Raw genomic sequence first — 18,867 nt, 5'->3', positions numbered from 1 at the left:
CCGCATAAACACGGAGGCAAAAAAATGGCAAACGACAATAAGATTTTGAACGCCTACGACCTTGCGAAAGAGGCGTATAAAGATTTCGGGGTGGACACCGACAAAGCTATAGAGGAATTGCGCTCAACCCGCATATCGCTTCATTGCTGGCAGGTTGACGATATTAAAGGATTCGAAGAGGGGCAAGCGGAAAGCCAAAACGTTGTAACGGGAAACTATCCCGGCGCGGCACGCAATGCCGAAGAGGTTAAGCAAGACCTCGCCTATGTGCTCTCGCTTACGCCGAGCGGCAAAAAGATAAATCTGCATTCGGTGTATGCCGAACCCAAAAAACCGACGAGCCGCGAAAAGCTCGACGTTACCGCTTTCGAAAAGTGGATTGATTGGGCGAAAGAGAACAACGCGGGCATAGATTATAACGGCTCGTTCTTCGCTCACAAGATGATGGACGGCACGCTGTCGCTCACCTCGCCCAAAAAAGAAGTGCGCGATTTTTGGATTGAGCATTTAAAGACGAGCCGCGAAATCGCGTATAACATCGGCAAAAAGCTCAACGACGTTTGTGTGCTCAACACATGGATTCCCGACGGACTCAAAGACAATCCCGCCGACCGCTCGTATTACCGCGAACTTTTAATAGACAGCCTCGATAAAGGCTTTGAAAAGAACTACGACCGCAAACACCTTGTCGATGCACTCGAAGGAAAACTTTTCGGCATAGGCACCGAGTGCTTCGTGTGCGGCAGCTACGATTTTTATTTGGCTTACGCTCTTAAACACAATTTGGGCATCTGCCTCGATTCGGGACACTATCATCCCACCGAACAGATTTCCGACAAGTTCAGCGCTCTTAAATATTTCTTTAACGACATACTTTTGCACATAAGTCGCGGCGTTCGCTGGGACAGCGACCACGTTGTTATAGACGACGACACGCTTTCTTCGATTATGACCGAAGCTAAGCGCGCCGACGTTCTCGGCAAACTTCATATCGGGCTCGACTACTTCGACGCGAGCATAAACCGCGTGTATGCGTCGGCTATCGGTATGCGCGCCGCAGCTCGCGCCATGCTCCGCGCCATTTTGGAACCCACCGATATGATTAAAGCTGCCGAAAGAAAGGGCGACTTTTCGGAGCGTTTGGCGCTCAGCGAAGAGGCGAAAGCGCTTCCGTTCAACGCCGTTTGGGATATGGCTTGCTTAAAGGCGGGCGTTCCCGTAGGAAAGGATTGGCTTACTTCGGTGCGCGACTACACCGCGAAATACATTTCCAAACGCTAATATTAAACAAATTAAAAAGACGCAGGAATGCGGGCAAACCGCCCGCATTTCGTTTTTATAAGGAGACAATATGAACAAGAGAGTTTTGGCGCTCGATTTCGGCGCCACAAGCGGCAGAGCGATGCTTTGTTCTTTCGACGGAAATAAAATAGACATAGAGGAATTGCACCGTTTCGATAACAGCCCCGTTCAGATAAACGGAGTTCTTTACTGGGATATTTTAAGGCTGTATCACGAGCTGAAAACGGGAATTGTTAAAGCTAAGCTCAAAGGCGGCTTCGACTCGATAGGAATAGACACTTGGGGCGTGGATTTTGCGCTAATAGACGAAAACGGCAAAATGCTTTCTAACCCCGTGCACTACCGCGACCGCAGAACGGAGCGCATGCAAGAAGAAGTGTTTAAAATCGTTCCCAAAGACGAAATTTACGCCACAACGGGAATACAGTTCCTTGATTTTAACACAATATATCAACTTATGTACGTTAAAAAGTATTGCCCGCAAGACTACGAACGCGCAGATAAATTTATTATGGTTCCCGATTTGTTCGCGTATTTCCTTACGGGTGCGAAAGTGTGCGAACGCACAATCGCCTCTACGGGGCAGCTCGTTGACCCGCGCACCGGCGACTGGGCGTGGGGGCTTATAGATAAGCTCGGATTAAAGCGTTCGCTTTTCCCCGAAATCGTGGATAGCGGAAGCACCTACGGAATGCTCAGCCGCGAAGTGTGCGAGGAGTTGCAGGTTGAACCCGTGCCCGTAATCGCAGTTTGCTGCCACGACACCGCGTCGGCTGTCGTATCCGTCCCCTCGACCGAAAACAACTTCGAATACATAAGTTGCGGCACTTGGAGTTTGCTCGGCACCGAACTAAATAAGCCGCTGTTCTCTTGCCCCGACTACACCAACGAAATAGGGCACGACAGAACTATTCGCTATTTGCAAAATATAATGGGCTTGTGGATTATAAACGAAAGCAAGCGCACTTGGGATAAGCAAGGGCATTCGCTCGGCTACGGCGAAATTGCCGCGCTTGCCGAAAAAGAAGAGGGCGGAAAATTTATATTCGACGTGAACGACGACGAATTCATGTATCCCGGCGACATGCCCGAAAAGGTGCGTAAGTGGTTTATTAGCAGAAACTTGCCCGCGCCCGAAGGAATAGGGCAAATAGCCCGCTCGATTTACGACAGTATTGCCGAATGTTACCGCGTTGCAACCGACGGGCTCGTTAAACTAACGGGCAAAAAGAGCGCGATTCACATGATAGGCGGGGGAATAAACGCCACCCTTTTGTGTCGCCTTACCGCGTCGGCAACAAAGCTTCCCGTGTATGCGGGACCGAGCGAAGCCACCGTTATAGGCAACGCCGCCGTGCAGTTGATAGCGCTAAAAGCGATAAAAGACCTTTCCGCCGCGCGCAAAATTGTGAAAAACAGCGTTGAGTTGAAAGAATATTTGCCCGAGTAACTTCCTTGTCGCTACGAGCATGGCAAAGCATTCCCAAACATAGAGCGAGATTGCTACGTTGCCTCGCAACGATATAACTTACTTGTCACTGCGAGCGTAGCGAAGCAGTCCCGTACATAAAACGAATAAACAAAACAATAAGAACCGAGCGAGTTTAACCGTTCGGTTTTTTTATTGCGTTATTACGGAATGAATCGACGTGTTTTGCAATAAAAAGGCGCTTATTTTAGTGCGTAAAAACGTAATTCTGTTGCGCTTTTGTCCATTGTTTTTACTGCAAAAGTAATATATAATTGTCTTATAAAGCTAAACTTGAAAAAAGTTGGAAAATTTGCGTACAGGAGCAGAAATATGGAAGCGGTAAGCGTTGTAGTGGTGGGCTTCGGCGACAGAGCGGTTGCATATACGAAATATGCGCTCGCTCATCCCGATAGGTTAAATGTTAGGGCGGTTATAGACCCGAATCCGTTTAGGAGAGCGCTTGCGAAAGAAATGTTTTCGCTTTCCGACGACGTTCTGTATGCCGACATGTCCGAATGCTTAAAGCTCGGAAAAATAGCCGACGCCGTTATAAACGCGACTATGGACGAGTTGCATATTAAAACGGCGATTCCTTTTTTAAAGCTCGGCTACGACATGCTTTTGGAAAAGCCCATAACGAACAACAGAGAAGAACTTTTGGAACTCAAACGCGTTGCCGACGCGCACGGTTGCAAAGTTATGATTTGTCACGTTTTGCGCTATACGCCGTTTTATCTTAAAATTAAGCAAATAATGCTGAGCGGCGAAATCGGCGACGTTGTGGAAATAGAAACTAACGAAATGGTGGGCGTGGCTCATTCGTCCGCTTCGTATATTCGCGGAAAATGGAACAACCGCAAAAAATGCGGTTCGTCGATGCTTCTTGCAAAGTGTTGCCACGACGCCGACCTTTTGTGTTGGTTTAACAGCGGCTCAAAGCCTAAAAAGGTTGCGAGTTTCGGCGGCAGACACTATTTTATAGAAAAGAACGCGCCCGCAGGGGCGGGAACGCGCTGCCTCAACGATTGCGTTATAGAAGAGGAATGCCCATATTCGTGCAAAAAACTACTTATAGACAACGAGTATTTCAGCCAGTACATGTTCACGGAATTTAACAAAAAATACGAAGATATAACGCGCGACGAAAAAATAAAATCTTTGAAAGCCGATAATCCTATGGGGCGGTGTATTTATAAGACGGATGCCGACATAGTGGATAGGCAGGCGTTTATTTTGGAGTTTGAAAACGGCGTGATAGCAACTCACAGCATGGTGTCGGGCGTTGCGAGGCCCGGCAGAAACATACATATTATAGGCACCAAAGGCGAAATTCAAGGGTTTTTGGAAGACAACCGCTTTGCCGTGCGCACTTATAACCCCGCCAACTGCCTGTATAACGAGAGAATAGAAGAAATTACGGGTGTGGAAGCGGGCGACGGACACAGCGGCGGCGACAGCAGGCTTGTGAACGATTTTGTTAATATGGAACTCGGCTTGCCTCGTTCCATTTCCGCAACGGTGCTCGAAGATTCGGTGAACGGACATTTAACGGTTTACGCGGCGGATAAATCGCTTGATTGCGGCGGCATTACGGAAGAAGTGAAATGACCGAAAACTGCGAAAAAAGAGCGGCGTGGATTTGGTATCCCGGCGATTACGAAGCTTTGCTGTTTTGCAAGTGCATGGCGGAACGGAGAGAACGCGACGTGCTTATAACTCCGTTTTGGAGAATGGACAGCCACTATGTGTCGGTTAAATTTTACGCCGATTTCACCCTTTCCGAACCCGACGAAATAACCGTTAAGGTAGACGGCGATTTTAATATTTTTATTGAGGGAATGGGTTACATAAAGAATTTCGGAGGAAAATTGAGACTGCCTGCGGGAACTTACGAAATGCAAATTCTCGTAACTAACGTGTCGGAACTTCCGTGCATATACGTTTGCGGCAATCAAATAAAGTCGGGTTCTCATTCTTTCCGCGTAACGTGCCAAGACCATGTTTTTATGCCTGCGGCGCAAGGGGAGTTTTTCGATATAAACGGCAGCCCCAACAGGCGCGTTAAGAAAACGAGAGAGACAAAGCCCGTTTCGGAAGAAGATATAAACGGCGGCAAGCTTTACGACTTCGGCAAAGAAATTTCGGCGTATTTGAAATTGTACGAAACGAAAGACGCCGAAACCGAAATTTTTTACGGCGAATCGCGCGAAGAGGCGCTCGACACTGAGCACAGCGAGCAAACGGATTGCGTCGTAACGCGCGAGGGAGAAAGTTTTGTAACTCCCGTTACAAAGGCGTTCAGGTGGGCGTTTGTGCCTCGTTCGGGCGGCTACCGCAAACTTACCGCGCTGGAAGAAGTTTTCGGCAAAGAAAACAAAGGGCGGTTTAATAGTTCTGATAAGCTCCTTCAAAAAATTTACGACGTTTCCGTTTACACTCTCGGAATGTGTAAAAAAGAGTTTTTTCTCGACGGGGCTAAGCGCGACCGTTGGTCGTGGAGCGGCGACGCGTATCAAAGCTATCTTGTGAACTACTACACGTTTTGCGATTCCGACGCGGTTAAGCGCACCGTGCGCGCGCTTAAAGGCAAAGAGCCCATAAAAACGCACATTAACCACATAATGGACTACACCATGTACTGGATTTTGTCGCTTTACGATTATTATCTTTACACGGGCGATAAAGAGTTTCTTGCCGAAATGTTTTGCGGAGCGGAAGGATACGTTAAATTCTTGCTTTCGAGAACGAACGCCGACGGCTTTTTGCAAAACTATCCCGAAGACTGGGTGTTTATAGACTGGGCGAAAATAGACAATCGCGGAGAAACGTCGTTCGAACAAATACTGTTTTCGATTGCGCTCAAAAGATTTTCGGCAATTTGCGAAGAACTCGGAAAAGACGGTTCTTTTTACGCGGATAAAGCGAAAGAGGTTCTTAGCCGCACGCTCGAAGTTTTTTGGGTTGACGGGCGTTTTGTGCACAGGCGGGAAAACGGAGTTTTAGACCTTACCGTTACGCGTTATGCAAACATGTTCGCGGTGCTGTTCGATTTGCTCGACGAAGAAAAGCGAAAGAGCGTAATAGAAAAAGTTTTGTTAAACGACGAAGTTCAAAAAATAACTACTCCGTATATGCAGTTTTACGAACAAGCCACTCTTGCCGCAATAGGCATGCCCGAAAAGGTGCTGAGCGGCATGAAAGCGTACTGGGGCGGAATGCTCGGCGAGGGCGCAACCACGTTTTGGGAAGCATACAACCCCGAAGAGAAGGGCGCCGCCAAATACGCCATGTACGGCAGACCTTACGGCAAAAGTCTTTGCCACGCATGGGGCGCTAATCCCGTGTATCTTATATTCAACTGTTTGCTCGGCATACGCCCTAACGAGGCGGGTTATAAAACTTTCGTATGCTCGCCCCGATTAAACGTTTTGCCTGATTTCGATTGCGCGGCGCCCGTAGGCAAAGGAAAGTTGTTTTTAAAATACGACGAAAAAACTTTTACCGTGCATGCCGAGAATTGCGCGGGCTACGTTGAAGTTCCCGATTGTTTTGTCCCCGCGCCCGATAACGGAAGCCGCGCGGCTCAAACGGGGAAATGCGGCGGGAAATACTTTTTGGAAGCGTCCGAAAAAATTACTTTTGAAAAACGGGAAGTAGAGTATGTCGTTTAACATAGCAATGTTCGACTCTAAAGTTAATATCGTTGTTGTGGAAAGCGAGGGATACGGCTCCATAGTTCCTCATTCGCACGAGTTTGTGGAGCTTGTATACGTTAAGAGCGGCGAGGGCGAAAACATTATAGGCGAGAAAAAAATTCCCGTGAAACAAGGCGATTTATTTTTGCTCGCCGACCGCGAATTGTCGCACTCCATTTTTCCTTTCGGCAATCCCGCCGATTTCACCGTGTGGAACATAATATTCCCGTTTGATTTTTACAACTACAATTACGCTTTGATTTCGCCCGAAACGGTTGTTCCTCTCGAAAAAATAAAAGACGGAGAATATTTAATCAACCGAATTAAAGAGGAATACGAAAATAAAAACTGGATGTACGAGGAAATAACCTACGGTTTAACGGGCGCGTTGCTTGCCGAACTTTTCAGAGCTCAACCGTCGCGCAGAGGCAAGGCGAACCGCGAGCAGTCAAGGCAAAAATACATGAGCGAATACATAGACGTTGCGCTTGACTACATACACAAAAATTACGACAAGCAAATAAGCGTAAACGACGTAGCCGCCGCGTGCGGGGTGTGCAAGCCTTATTTGCAACGCATATTCAAACGCGAAAGAAATACGTCGGTTGTGGCTTATATAATCAAATACCGAATAGAGCAGAGTTGCCGTTATCTACTGAACACGAATTATTCGGTTGCCACAATATCGCAAATGGTTGGGTTCAACGACCTTAAATACTTTCACATGAAATTCAAAGAGCTTGTCGGCGACACGCCCAACAAATACAAGCAAAACGTTGAAAGAGAGTGCTAAAACTTTTTAACGGGAGGTGGACGCAATAAAATGGTTGCGGAAGCTGTTGAAGAAAACAAAAAAATCAAAAAGCGCGACGGATATGCGTTGAGCGTTCGCGGCAAAGCCGTTGTGCAGTCGGCGCTCATACTTTGCGCGCTCGCTCTATTTCTTGCGGGCGGGTTTGTGGAATATTCGTTTAACCTTATAAACATAAAGCTAAGCGGCGCCGACGTGCTTTCCGGCTCTTTTTACGGCGGCAACGTTGGCTATATGAACTACGGCACCGTTTTATATTTGCATATACCCGCATATATCACGTTGCTCGGTTGGCTTTGCACGGTTTTGCCGCTCGTATGCGTTTTGTTTTCGGTGCTCCGCTCGTTCGTTTTCAAAAAAGACAACAGTATAACTGCGTATACTTTGCTTGCGTTAGGCGGAATTTGCATAGTTATGTACGTTTTGCTTTTAACGTGCGGCAAAATTCCCGCAACCGACGTAAACGGAACGAAAACGGGTTTTTACAGAATTTTCGAAGTTAAATCCACGTTTTTGATGTTTTCGCTAATCGTTGTTTTCGCGGGATTCGTTCAGTTGTTTGTGAAACCGCAAACAATGCTTAAAGTTAAGCGTTTTGCGGTTTTCTACGTTATTCTTATAATTCCCACAGTGCTCGTTCTTATTTTTAACGTGTATCCGAGCTTGTTGCAAACGGTGCTCGCCTTTAAAGATTACACGCTTAGCACAGGCATTTGGGGTAGCGACTGGGTAGGACTGAGCAACTTTAAATATATATTTTCCGACAGGCAAATGCTTACCGTTATATGGCAAACCGTTTATTTGAGTTTTTTGCGGTTGCTTGCGGGCACTATTCCGTCGGTAGTGTTCGCACTTGTGTTCTACCATATCACTTCCAAAAAATATAAGGCGGCGGTTCAAACTATAGTATACATTCCGCACTTTTTCAGTTGGGTGGTTATTTATGCGATTATATCGGCGTTCTTGATGCCGAACGGAGTTATTAACAACGTTATAACGAACGTGTTTCACGGCACGCCGATAGACTTTCTTTCGCGCAAAGACTTATTTTATACGAATATGATTCTTTCGTCCATTTGGAAAGAGGTGGGCTGGGGAACGATTTTATACACCGCAAGCCTTATGGGAATAGACCGTTCGCTGTTCGAGGCGGCGAGTATAGACGGCGCGGGCTTTTTTAAAAAACTGTGGCACATAACCCTTCCGAGCGTTATTCCTATGCTCGTGTATCAAGTTATTATGGCTGTCGGAAACCTATTAAAAGGCGCGGGCGGCGAACAAATACTCATTTTCGCAACAAGCGCGGTTAAAGAGAACAAAGCGCTCGTTATAGACACTTGGCTTTATTGGGAAGGGTTGCAAGAGCTCAAATACGGGCTTAGCGGAGCGGTGTCGTTCGTGCAGTCGGTAATAGGTTTCGGCATGGTTGTGGGCGCTCACAAGTTGTCGCAAAAAACCGTCGGGATAGGCGCTTGGTAAGGAGGCGGCGGCATGGTTAGAGGAAAAGGAGAAAAAATATTCGAAGCCGTTTGTATAACTTTGGCGGCTTTGCTCGCGCTGATGTGCCTGTATCCGCTTTTGTACACGCTCGGAGTGTCGCTTTGCAGCGAAGCGGAATGGACGAGCAAAAACGGACTTTTGATACTGTTTCCCACGCGCCCGACGTTTATCGCGTACAGAAAAATTTTCGGCGTGGGAAGCTACGTTCTTAAAGCGCTCGGAATGTCGTTTTTGCGCACTGCGGTGGGCACGGTTACGTCGGTTGCCGTAAACGCGCTTGTGGGCTACGTTCTTTCGCGCAGAGACTTTCCCGGCAAAAACAAATACATATATTTGTTGCTGTTCACTATTTTCTTTTCGGGCGGACTTATTCCGAACTATCTTGTTATAAAGGAATTGCACCTACTCAACAATTTTTGGTCTATGATACTCCCGAACATTGTGAGCGCGTGGAACATTTTGGTTTTTAAGCAGTTTTTCACCGGGCTTCCCAAAGAAATAGAAGAAGCGGCTATTGTAGACGGCACCGGCGAGATAAAACTGTTTTTGAAAATAGTTTTGCCGCTTTCCACTCCCGTTGTGGCGTCTATCGGCTTGTTCACAATGGTAACTCACTGGAACAACTGGTTCGACGTGATGATTTACATAGACCAAGCTCATTCCGCGCTTTGGACGCTTCAATACTACATAATGATAAACTTCAATAATCTTTCGCAAATCGATTCTTCGGTTATAATCGGCACGGGCGGCGTTTCTCAACTAACGCAGAGAATGGCGCTCACCATAGTGGGATTTTTGCCCATACTGTGCATTTACCCGTTCTTTCAAAAATTCTTTAAAGACGGCGTATTTCTCGGCGCGGTTAAAGGCTGAAATTATAAAATATTTTTAGGAGGACTAAGGAAAATGAAAATGTTCAAGCGGATGAGCTTTGCTTTTATGGCTCTCGTAATGTGTGCGAGCGTGTTCTCGTTCGCGGGATGCAAAGACGCGAAAATAGTGGGAGGGGTCAGTTCGTCGAACAAAGTAACTATTTTAACAACTGCTGCGGTGGGTACCGCAACTACCGACGCCGACCCGTACAAAAAGTATATACAGGATAACTACGGGCTCGACGTTACGCTTATAGCGGCGAGCGACTTTTCCACTACGGCGCAGCTCAAATTCTCGAACACCGACGATATGCCCGACATTGTGGCGTTCGAGAGCATAGACTCGTTTCGTACCATTTACAATCAAGGAGTGTTGATAAACGATTGGACGCCGTACCTTGATTCCATGCCTAACTTTAAAACCATTGTAAACACGCCCGACGCCGACCGACCCGGCGAGGATTCGATAGCTAAACTGATGCTTACCGAAAACGGCGGGCTTACCGCGCTTTGGACTTTGCCCGACCCGCCCGCATGGTCGCTTAAAATTCGTGAGGACTGGGCGAACGAATTCAGGCAAACGCCCGACGGAGAAGGGTGGATGCCCGATTCCCCCGACGCTCTGTTGGAATTTGCGCGGTGGATAAAAACGGCTAAAAACTCCGACCAAAATAATCTTACCTGTTTCGGATTTTCTACGGCGGGCGAGCAAAAAGATTTCGGCGTTTTGGGAACGTGGATTCCTTTAATGTACGGTGCTGTGTGCCAACTTCCTTGGGGAATTTATTTCGACGACAAAGGAAACGTGGATTTCGGAATAACCGACGGCACCGAAAAACTCATGCTCGATTTCATTCGCACTCTTGTGCTCGAAAAATTGATTGAACCTAATTGGTATTATCAAAACGCATCGCAGAAAACCTCAACCTCAGGCAAAATAGGAATAGAGTGGTACACGGGAGAAATAAGCGAGAGTACCCAAAGCTACCACAACCGCAACGAAATCAAAGACCCGTCTACGGGCGACATAGTTGACACCACCGAATGGTGGAAAACGTATCCCGTGCCCAAAGCGGGCGGAAGAGTTTACGGCGGGTTCCAACCGTCCGACGGCTTTTTGGGAACTATTATCACCGTTTCGGTTAAAGCCGCCAACGACGAGCAAAAAATGCAAAAAATAGTAAAATTATTAAACGACCTCGCCATGACCAAAACAACCGACGACGAGGGAAACACCACCTATAACCGTTCGGCCGCATACGACGCTCTTCGTTGGGGAGTGGGAATAGAAAGCTCTCTGTCGTTCAGCGAAATTGAGGGTTCTTCGCAAGTTTATATTTACACCGGCGACGAGGGTGTTTCGGAGCGCTCGTACCGTTCGCAATATCCCGGCGCTTGGGACTGGGGAATGTTTTTCCGCTCGAAAGACGACGGCGTTGTGCAAGGCACTACCGACAAAGAAGTTACCAAAATAGTAAACAAGGTTATAGAGCACGATGCCACAACTGCGGAATACCCGCGCAGATTGCAATACGGTTCCGTTTTAAAGCTCGACACGTCTACGGTGGCGTCGCTCACCAAAAAGATGCAGGCTTTCGAATATAACTACGTTACAAACACAAGAAGCTCTTCGCCTCAGGATTTGCAAACTTTATACAATAATTTTATGGCGGATTGGAAAAAGAGCGGCGGCGACGCCCTTTTGAAAGAGGCGGCTCGTCAGTTTAAAAGCTACGGTTGGATTGCCTGAAAACGCGGTTAAAGTAGGTTTTCCGAAAGTAAGAGCGCGGCTGCGCGAAGGCGCCGAAAACCGCGCTATGTTAAGGAGGTTATAACTGTAAATGAAAAAATTTAAAACCATTATTGCGGCGCTTTGCGTTGCCGCTGTGGCGCTAATGGGAACTGCGGTTCTCGCAAGCGCTCAAACGGACGAAAGCGTTGCGCCTTACGTTATCGATTTATCGAACGAAAGCTTTTTCGAAAACGCGGTCGCGTCGTTTGTGCCGAGCGGAGGCAAGGGCGCTGTGGAGAAAGCTTCTTCGCACTGGACTCAGAGCGGCTCAACCGTTACGCGCAAGAACGACACCGAAACTGCGGACGTTGAAGGAAATTATGCGGCGCTTTATTTTAACGATTGCTATCTTCGCTATTTCGAACTCGACGCGCGCGTTAAATACGGGCAAAGGGGACTTACGGGAATTATATTCGGTAAAAAGGACGTAAAACAGCGCCACATTGCCGACGGGAACGCTCTCTACTTTTTGCCCGACCCTTGCGTCGAACTTAAAGGAAGCACGCTAACGGCAAAGAAAACGTCGGCGAAATTTGCGGCGAAAGGCGATTCGCAAGACGGCGGTTACTACGCGTTAAAGCTTGTTGTGTGCGCCGACTATATAAAGTGTTTTGTAGACGGCGAGCTGAAATTGGAAACCGAAGTTCCCGAAGAACTTATAGGCTACGGCAGGTTGGGGCTTTTTACCGCGAATGCCGCCGGTTCGTTTAGCGGCAACGTTGAAATTTACAGCCTCGACGCTCGCGGAAACCGAATCGCTTTCCAAAGTGCGGTTCTAACCGAGCAAATCACCGTTTTGAACGACAGCGCGGAAATGGAGGTTGGCGGCGAGAGTAAAAAGTTCGACTACGCAGTGCTACCCGAGAACGCCGCGAACAAAAACGTGCGTTTTTGTTCGGAGAATCCCGACATAGCAACTTGCGACTTGCTCGGCAATATTCACGCCTTAAAAGCGGGCTCAACCGAAATTTACGCCATTACCGAAGACGGCGGATTCCGCGCGGCTGTTCGCGTTACCGTTACCGAAACCAAGCCTGTGCTCAGCGGAATAACTCTTTCTCAAAATAATGGCGAAATAAACGTGGGTGAAAAACTTTATTTGAGCGCGGGAATAACACCCGACGACGCCGAAAATTTGGGTTTTCGGTGGAGCAGTTCAAACAACAAAGTGGCTATGGTGAACAACGGCACCGTTACCGCGCTCGGCGAAGGCGAGTGCACCATTACGGTGAAAGACTATAACGGCGAGTTCTCGGCGGAATGTAAAATAACCGTGAAAGCGTCCGACGAGAAAAAAGAGAGCGGCGGTTGCGGCTCGTCGGCGGGCGCGGTTGCGCCCGTTGCGGCGGCGGGATTATTGCTCGTTGTTTCGGTTATTGTGGCAGTAAGGAGGAAAAAAGAAAATGTTTAAAAAGATTGCGGCAACGGTTTTAAGCTGTATGTTAATATTTTCGTGCGCAAGTTGCACTATGAAAAAGCCGAACGACGGCAACGACGAAAACAACGTAGGCACAATGAAAGAAATAGAATACGAGCAAACGAAAAACGCGCAAAAAACGGGCTCCAACGTAAATTTGGTTATTCCGCCCGCTTCGGCGGCAAAAACGGGAGCAGAACTCACTGCCTACGTTATGCCCGATATAGACCTCGAAAATTACAACTACTACATTGTGGACTGGGGCGACGGAACGTGGAGTTATAACGGTCCGTATGTGTACAACGACGACCACAAGGTTATGGGCGAAGTTTACCACACCTATAAAAAGGCGGGTTCATACAAATTAAAAGCTTGCGCCGTTAATTTGGGAGTGGGTAAGCTATACGGTTGGACGGAAGAACAAACTCTTACCGTGACGGGCGACGATTATGCGGGCAACATGATTACGGGCGTAAGCGCTATAAGTTCCGCAAATTCTGACAACGCTCATTCTGCGGCGAAAATTGCCGACGGCGACAACTCTACGCGTTGGCAAAGCGCGGTGTCGGATTCCGTTTCGTCGCAGGATTATGTGGGATATTTGTTCGACGGTTATTATACTCTCGACACTCTCGAAATAAAATTCCCGTCCGACGTGCAAATATTCCCCTCGAACATAAGCGTGGAATACACCACCGACGGCGGCGAAAATTGGTATATGCTTCCGCACTACTACTATGTGCTTCCGAACTCGGAGGGGCTGTACAGTTGCATAATGAATTTCCCCAACCCCAAAGGCGCGACGCTCGACTTGCCGCTGAATCAAATAACGGCTAACGGCATACGGATTAAGAGCTTATTGTATCCGCTTTCGAGTTCGGGCGTAAAATATTTTGCCGTTGAGGAAATGCGGGTATACGGCAATAAGGGAACGCTTTTATACACCTCTTACGACGGCTACTATAACGCCGACCTCAGCAACATGTGGGCGATTTTCGGCATAGCGAAAACCGAACCGAGAATGTACAATTCGCTTCGCGGAGCGTCAACCAACGTCGAGCCGTTCCGCTCGGGGCAAACTATGACGGCGTCGATAGAATGGACGGAATGGAACGGCGCGCAACTAAACTGGTCGGGCTACGACGAAGCCGTGAACATTCATGTAAATTCGCTTAAAAACGCGGTGTACGGCGGCGACGGGTGGTATAAAGATTCGAGCGGCAAATACGTTGTGGACACGTCGGAATACAACAACAATTCGCGCGACGACGGTTTTATTTGGGCAACCGAAAGCGCTCCGCAACATTTGGGCGAGCAAAACCACTACACGAACAATCCCGCGCTTATAATAGCTTCGCGCGATTATCTTTTAACGGGCAACGGCACGGCGGGCTTTTTAGACAGCGTGAACAGCAGAGGGCAAAAGATGCTCGACAAGCTCCGCAAAGCTATGGAATACATGCTTATAAATCTTAACGGCGAGTCGGGACTTATGACTATTTACGACCCGCGCAACGACGGCACCGTGCGCGGCGTTTCGTCGAACTACTGGGATTCGCTGAATTTCTTCGGCTATAATTCCGCTTACGAAAACGTGCTTTTCTACCGTTCGGTGCTCGCAATGGCGGATATAGAGAACTATATCGGAAATACTTCGGACGCGGAGTATTACGCCGAACTCGCGCCCAAAATCAAGCGGGTGTTTAACGAAACTTTTTGGGACGACGAAGCGGGGCGTTACATAACGGCAATAAACGTTAAGGGAGACGTGCTCGATTTCGGCGTAACGTTCGTAAACTTTATGGCGGCGTCTGCGGGACTTGCGAGCGAAGAGCAGGCAAAGCTCGTATACGATTGGGTGGACGGCAAACGCATTGTGGAGGGCGACACTTCTACGGGCGAAGATATTTATAACTTTAAAGTGTCGGCGCGCTCTAATACGGTGGCGGTTGAAACTATTGTTGAAGACGGACTGCACTACTGGTGGTATAACGGGCACTCGTTCAACGACGTGCTTCCCGGACACTGGGGCGAATACGGCAATCAAATGCAAAACGGCGGAACTATTTTCTATATTTCGCATTACGACGTTTCGGGCAGAACGGTTGTGTCGGCGGATAACGCGATAGGCAGATTCAACGCTATAATGGACGAATTCCACAAAGACCAACTGCGCCGCGACCCGCGCACAAAGTTCGGCATTTATCAAGTGAGCATAAACGGAGAGTTCCCCGAATCGGGGCTTGTGCCGCTCACGTTTGTAACCGACGTTGTGGGAATTACGCCCGCGCTTAAAGGACTTAAAATAGAAAGCAATTTGCCTTCGGATATGAGCTATGCGGGAGTGCGCGAATATCGCTACGGGAACCGAGTATATTCTGTTGAAGTAAACAAGAATCTTTCCAAACCCGAAATAAAGAAAGACGGCGAGAAGTGGAGCGTTAAACTTCCCGCAGGCAAAACGTGGTATATAACTCTTGAAAACAAACTTATAGAGGAGTAGGAAAATGAAAAAGAAATTTACGCTTACGGCGTTTTTGCTCGCCTTAGTTATTTGTTTGAGTTGCGTTTCCGCCGTAGCTTTTGCGCAAACGCAAGAGAGCGCAAAAAGCGGCTACGACAAAGAAATATCGCTCGGCGAACGCGCCGAAATAGAAGAGAACTTCGATTTTCACTTTGTTTCCACTCAAAACGCCCGCCGTACCGACAAGCTCGATTACACTTGGCAGGTGCGCGACGGCGCTATATGGCGCGTCGGCAATTTAGACAGCGAGTCGGATACCGTGAACATAGCTATAATGACGTACACGGGCGACGTGTTCGACGATTTCGAATTGAGCGTGGATATTAAAGCGGGAAACCTCACTTCGTTTTGGCCCGTGATAGGCATACGCCAACAAATTCCCGGAAAGTATTACACAACTTCGGGCGGCGGCACCGGCGTGTTCATGCAGCAAAACGGCAAAATTACTTTATGGGGACCTTTAAGCAACGGAATTGTGGAGAAAGACGCGGTTAAAAATTGGCTTCCCATGATGTGGCACAATATGAGAATAACGGCGCGCGGAACTCTTGTGTCGGTGTGGGTAGACGATGCTCTTGTGCTCGAACAAACTCTCAATTCAACCGACTACGTTAAAGGCTATGTGTCGTTGCAGTCGGTGAACAACGATTGCGCGTTCCGTAATTTTAAGATTAAAAGTTTGTCGAAGCAACAGGTTGGCGCCAACGAAGAAAACAAATATTCGGGCGCTCACGACGGCACGCCTCTCGAAGAACTTATATAGCGGCAATGACAAACGGTTACAGTGTATTAGCCGAGCACACGCAGTGTGCGAACGCCACGAGCCGTAGGCGAGTATTGCGAGCGCAGCGACGCAATCCCGTGCAACAATGTCATTGCGAGCGATAGCGACGCAATCCCCAACATGGAGCGAATAACGAAACAGAGATTGCCGCGTCACTCACTGCGTTCGTTCCTCGCAATGACAAGGGGGGGTGAGTATGTCATTGCGAGCGCAGCGACGCAATCCCCAACATGGAACGAATAACGAAGCAAAGATTGCCGCGTCACTCACTGCGTTCGTTCCTCGCAATGACAAGGGGGGGTGAGTATGTCATTGCGAGCGATAGCGAAGCAATCCCGTGCAACAGTGTCATTGCGAGCGATAGCGACGCAATCCCCAACATGGAACGAATAAAAAAGTATTTTTATTAAAAAAAATTATATGATTTAGGAGGTCATAAAAATGAAGAGAAAATTGTTTATTAAACTACTTGCGCTCGCGCTGTGCCTTGTGTGCGCAGTGTGTTGCATGTTCGCGTGCGGCAAAACCGACGACGCGAAAAACCCGCCGAACGGCGACAACGTGCAAACGCCGCCCGACGGCGACGACCCGGATAATCCCGACGACGACCTGCCCGATGTGCCGCAAATCACCGCGCCCACAGTTACGCCCGCGTCCGCGCGAGCAGACGCGAACAACTGCGCGAATGGGCTCGAATTTACCGTAAACTACGGGGGGGGGTCGTTTATTTCGCTAACCGAAAGCGGAATACCGTTGCCTTCCACCGCTTATCGTCGCCGCGTGAGCAAACTGACGTTAAACGGCGATTATATAGCCACACTGTCGTCGGGGACGCATACGTTCGTGCTCGCGGCTGAGGGCGGCGAGTGCTCGTTTACGGTTGACGTAACCAAAGAGGGAATAACGTTTACCGACCCTGTTCGAATGAAGAGCTACGACGGCAACGCCGTTTCGTTTAAGGTGGATTTCGGAACGGGCGCGCTCACCAAAGTAACTGTGAACGGCGCGGAACTCGCGCCCGCGCACTATTCTTATGCCGACGGCAAAATTACGCTCGGCAAGCCGTTTTTAGACACTCTTCCGAACGGACTTTACGAATTTGTGTTCTTCGACCAAAAGGGAGGATACGCCGATTGTGCCGTTACCGTAGGCTTTGAACCCAAAGAGACGTTTTTTGTAAACTACGACGGCTTTAAAACGCCGAGCGGTTACGGCGCGGGACTGTCGGTTAAAGAGGTTGACGAGGGGCTTATAGGCAAAGGCGGGCACGTTTCAAGCCCGAGCGCGGGAGTGCTTTTTCAGTTGGACGCGGGCGAATACGGATTTACGAGCGGCAAAAAGTATTCGCTTACAGCGTATTTCAACTTCGAGCGCACGCAAGCGGGCACAAGCAGCGTGCTTGATTTGCTCGTTCCCGTTCGCTTCTTTACGGCAACTCCCAATGTGAACGCAGATTTGGGATATATTCGTTATAACGAAACCGACGGCTATTATTTTACTTCCGACAGCGCGAGCACCTTTTCGCAATTCACAAAGGCGGGCGAGTGGTACCGGCTTTATATTGAGTTTACATATAAGAGCGAATGGAAAGTGTTCGACATGGCTGTGTGGATGGTTGGCGATTTAACGGTGGACGGCGTTAAAATAACTCCGCAGTGCGGAAAAATGGCTGTTGCCGAAACAGATTCGGTAAGAGTTCCGCTTAATGCCGAATCGGATGTGTCGATTACTTTCGGTTCCGAACGTTTGCTCGGGCTAACGCTTAACGGCGCCGCGCTTTCGGAGAACGAATATTCTTTTGAAAACGGAACGCTCACGTTAAAGGCGAGCGCGCTTTCCCCTCTTTCTGCGGGCGAACACGTTTTAACTGTGTTTTCGGCAAACGGTGTTCAAACGCTTACGCTTGTTGTGAATAATTATTCGTTCGAGGTTACCGCCGACAGCTTCCGCTATACTCTTAATAACAAAGACATGGATTTTGCGGTTAAATGCGACGGATTTTCTTTGAGCGACGCCACGATATCGGATTCGAAAGGCGAGCTAAAAAGCGGCGATTATTCGGTTAGCGGAAACACGCTCACGCTTAAAGCCGCCTATCTCGAAAAAATTTCGGGAAAAGAGGACGTTACGATTACGTTCGAAGAAAACGCCGACGTTGCTTTTACGGTGGAATCGAACAAACTCATGTTTATAGACTTTGACAATAACGATATAAACAAAGGTTTCGGCATAGAATGCGACGCCCAAGAGGTTGATGGAAAAAGCGGTAACGGAATGCAACTTACCGTAACGAAAACCGCCACTATGCTCGCGCTCGGCGGTCCGTTCTATCCCGTAACGTTCGAGGCGGGCAAAACTTACCGAATGGAATTCGATATAAAACTTGTTAGCGTTACCACCGAAACGAATTTCGTTATCGCGGGGAACAGCCTTTATATGCCCGTTACTTTCGGAAGCGGAGCCGACGCGGTTTATATCCGCGTTACAAAAACGGAAAACGGCTACACTGTGCAAAACGAGGGTCAGCAGGTTGGGTCCAACACTTCGGTGTCGGCGCCCGACGAAAACGGGTTCTACCATATTGCGTTCGATATAACGCCTAACGAAAATTGCACAAAACTCGATTTCAATTTGTGGATGCCGTCGGTTATTGTAGTTGATAATTTAACGCTCACACAGCTTTGAGCGTGGGTTATAAA

The 18,867-nt window shown here is 48.4% G+C and carries 12 protein-coding genes; all 12 read left to right on the top strand.

What is annotated here, in order from left to right:
- Positions 1 to 24 precede the first annotated feature (24 nt).
- The 12 genes from NFR62_RS04120 (at position 25) to NFR62_RS04065 (ending at position 18,853) form a co-directional block, all read left to right on the top strand.
- Complete coding sequence (locus tag NFR62_RS04120) at positions 25 to 1,281, top strand: L-rhamnose isomerase (RefSeq protein ID WP_251614692.1); 1,257 nt, start codon at positions 25 to 27, stop codon at positions 1,279 to 1,281.
- A 70-nt stretch (positions 1,282 to 1,351) separates the two neighbouring features.
- Complete coding sequence (locus NFR62_RS04115; RefSeq protein ID WP_251614689.1) at positions 1,352 to 2,752, top strand: rhamnulokinase; 1,401 nt, start codon at positions 1,352 to 1,354, stop codon at positions 2,750 to 2,752.
- 351 nt (positions 2,753 to 3,103) lie between these two features.
- A complete protein-coding gene (locus NFR62_RS04110) occupies positions 3,104 to 4,381 on the top strand; it encodes a Gfo/Idh/MocA family protein (protein ID WP_251614686.1) in 1,278 nt (425 codons plus the stop codon).
- Positions 4,378 to 6,444, top strand: a complete 2,067-nt coding sequence (locus tag NFR62_RS04105; RefSeq protein ID WP_251614683.1) for an alpha-L-rhamnosidase-related protein — start codon at positions 4,378 to 4,380, stop codon at positions 6,442 to 6,444. The genes NFR62_RS04110 and NFR62_RS04105 overlap by 4 nt, the downstream gene beginning before the upstream one ends.
- Positions 6,434 to 7,261 (top strand): AraC family transcriptional regulator, encoded by an 828-nt coding sequence (locus NFR62_RS04100; protein ID WP_251614680.1) that lies wholly within the window; start codon positions 6,434 to 6,436, stop codon positions 7,259 to 7,261. Before NFR62_RS04105 ends, NFR62_RS04100 begins: the two co-directional genes overlap by 11 nt.
- A 30-nt stretch (positions 7,262 to 7,291) precedes the next feature.
- Complete coding sequence (locus NFR62_RS04095) at positions 7,292 to 8,758, top strand: ABC transporter permease subunit (protein ID WP_251614676.1); 1,467 nt, start codon at positions 7,292 to 7,294, stop codon at positions 8,756 to 8,758.
- 12 nt (positions 8,759 to 8,770) lie between these two features.
- Positions 8,771 to 9,652: a carbohydrate ABC transporter permease gene (locus NFR62_RS04090; protein ID WP_251614673.1), complete on the top strand. Its 882-nt coding sequence runs from the start codon at positions 8,771 to 8,773 to the stop codon at positions 9,650 to 9,652.
- A 33-nt stretch (positions 9,653 to 9,685) separates the two neighbouring features.
- Positions 9,686 to 11,401 (top strand): type 2 periplasmic-binding domain-containing protein, encoded by a 1,716-nt coding sequence (locus tag NFR62_RS04085; protein WP_251614669.1) that lies wholly within the window; start codon positions 9,686 to 9,688, stop codon positions 11,399 to 11,401.
- A 91-nt stretch (positions 11,402 to 11,492) separates the two neighbouring features.
- Positions 11,493 to 12,854: an Ig-like domain-containing protein gene (locus NFR62_RS04080; protein ID WP_251614665.1), complete on the top strand. Its 1,362-nt coding sequence runs from the start codon at positions 11,493 to 11,495 to the stop codon at positions 12,852 to 12,854.
- Positions 12,847 to 15,363 carry a discoidin domain-containing protein gene (locus NFR62_RS04075; protein WP_251614663.1) on the top strand — a complete coding sequence of 839 codons (2,517 nt, stop codon included), beginning with the start codon at positions 12,847 to 12,849 and terminating at the stop codon, positions 15,361 to 15,363. Before NFR62_RS04080 ends, NFR62_RS04075 begins: the two co-directional genes overlap by 8 nt.
- 4 nt (positions 15,364 to 15,367) lie before the next feature.
- Positions 15,368 to 16,147 carry a 3-keto-alpha-glucoside-1,2-lyase-like domain-containing protein gene (locus NFR62_RS04070; protein WP_251614660.1) on the top strand — a complete coding sequence of 260 codons (780 nt, stop codon included), beginning with the start codon at positions 15,368 to 15,370 and terminating at the stop codon, positions 16,145 to 16,147.
- A gap of 462 nt (positions 16,148 to 16,609) precedes the next feature.
- Positions 16,610 to 18,853 carry a X2-like carbohydrate binding domain-containing protein gene (locus NFR62_RS04065; RefSeq protein WP_251614657.1) on the top strand — a complete coding sequence of 748 codons (2,244 nt, stop codon included), beginning with the start codon at positions 16,610 to 16,612 and terminating at the stop codon, positions 18,851 to 18,853.
- Positions 18,854 to 18,867: the final 14 nt, after the last annotated feature.

Origin of the sequence: Pumilibacter muris (assembly GCF_943193045.1) — a bacterium.
GTDB lineage: Bacteria > Bacillota > Clostridia > Christensenellales > Pumilibacteraceae > Pumilibacter > Pumilibacter muris.
The sequence above is the reverse complement of the archived record's forward strand: the minus strand, read 5'-3'. Positions and strand labels throughout refer to the sequence as shown.

What these genes read in the sequence shown, in the direction of transcription:
- NFR62_RS04090 (WP_251614673.1), top strand. Translation starts at nt 8,771, where the DNA reads ATGGTTAGAGGAAAAGGAGAAAAAATATTCGAAGCCGTTTGTATAACT.
- NFR62_RS04085 (WP_251614669.1), top strand. Translation starts at nt 9,686, where the DNA reads ATGAAAATGTTCAAGCGGATGAGCTTTGCTTTTATGGCTCTCGTAATG.
- NFR62_RS04105 (WP_251614683.1), top strand. Translation starts at nt 4,378, where the DNA reads ATGACCGAAAACTGCGAAAAAAGAGCGGCGTGGATTTGGTATCCCGGC.
- NFR62_RS04065 (WP_251614657.1), top strand. Translation starts at nt 16,610, where the DNA reads ATGAAGAGAAAATTGTTTATTAAACTACTTGCGCTCGCGCTGTGCCTT.
- NFR62_RS04100 (WP_251614680.1), top strand. Translation starts at nt 6,434, where the DNA reads ATGTCGTTTAACATAGCAATGTTCGACTCTAAAGTTAATATCGTTGTT.
- NFR62_RS04075 (WP_251614663.1), top strand. Translation starts at nt 12,847, where the DNA reads ATGTTTAAAAAGATTGCGGCAACGGTTTTAAGCTGTATGTTAATATTT.
- NFR62_RS04110 (WP_251614686.1), top strand. Translation starts at nt 3,104, where the DNA reads ATGGAAGCGGTAAGCGTTGTAGTGGTGGGCTTCGGCGACAGAGCGGTT.
- NFR62_RS04115 (WP_251614689.1), top strand. Translation starts at nt 1,352, where the DNA reads ATGAACAAGAGAGTTTTGGCGCTCGATTTCGGCGCCACAAGCGGCAGA.
- NFR62_RS04095 (WP_251614676.1), top strand. Translation starts at nt 7,292, where the DNA reads ATGGTTGCGGAAGCTGTTGAAGAAAACAAAAAAATCAAAAAGCGCGAC.
- NFR62_RS04080 (WP_251614665.1), top strand. Translation starts at nt 11,493, where the DNA reads ATGAAAAAATTTAAAACCATTATTGCGGCGCTTTGCGTTGCCGCTGTG.
- NFR62_RS04070 (WP_251614660.1), top strand. Translation starts at nt 15,368, where the DNA reads ATGAAAAAGAAATTTACGCTTACGGCGTTTTTGCTCGCCTTAGTTATT.
- NFR62_RS04120 (WP_251614692.1), top strand. Translation starts at nt 25, where the DNA reads ATGGCAAACGACAATAAGATTTTGAACGCCTACGACCTTGCGAAAGAG.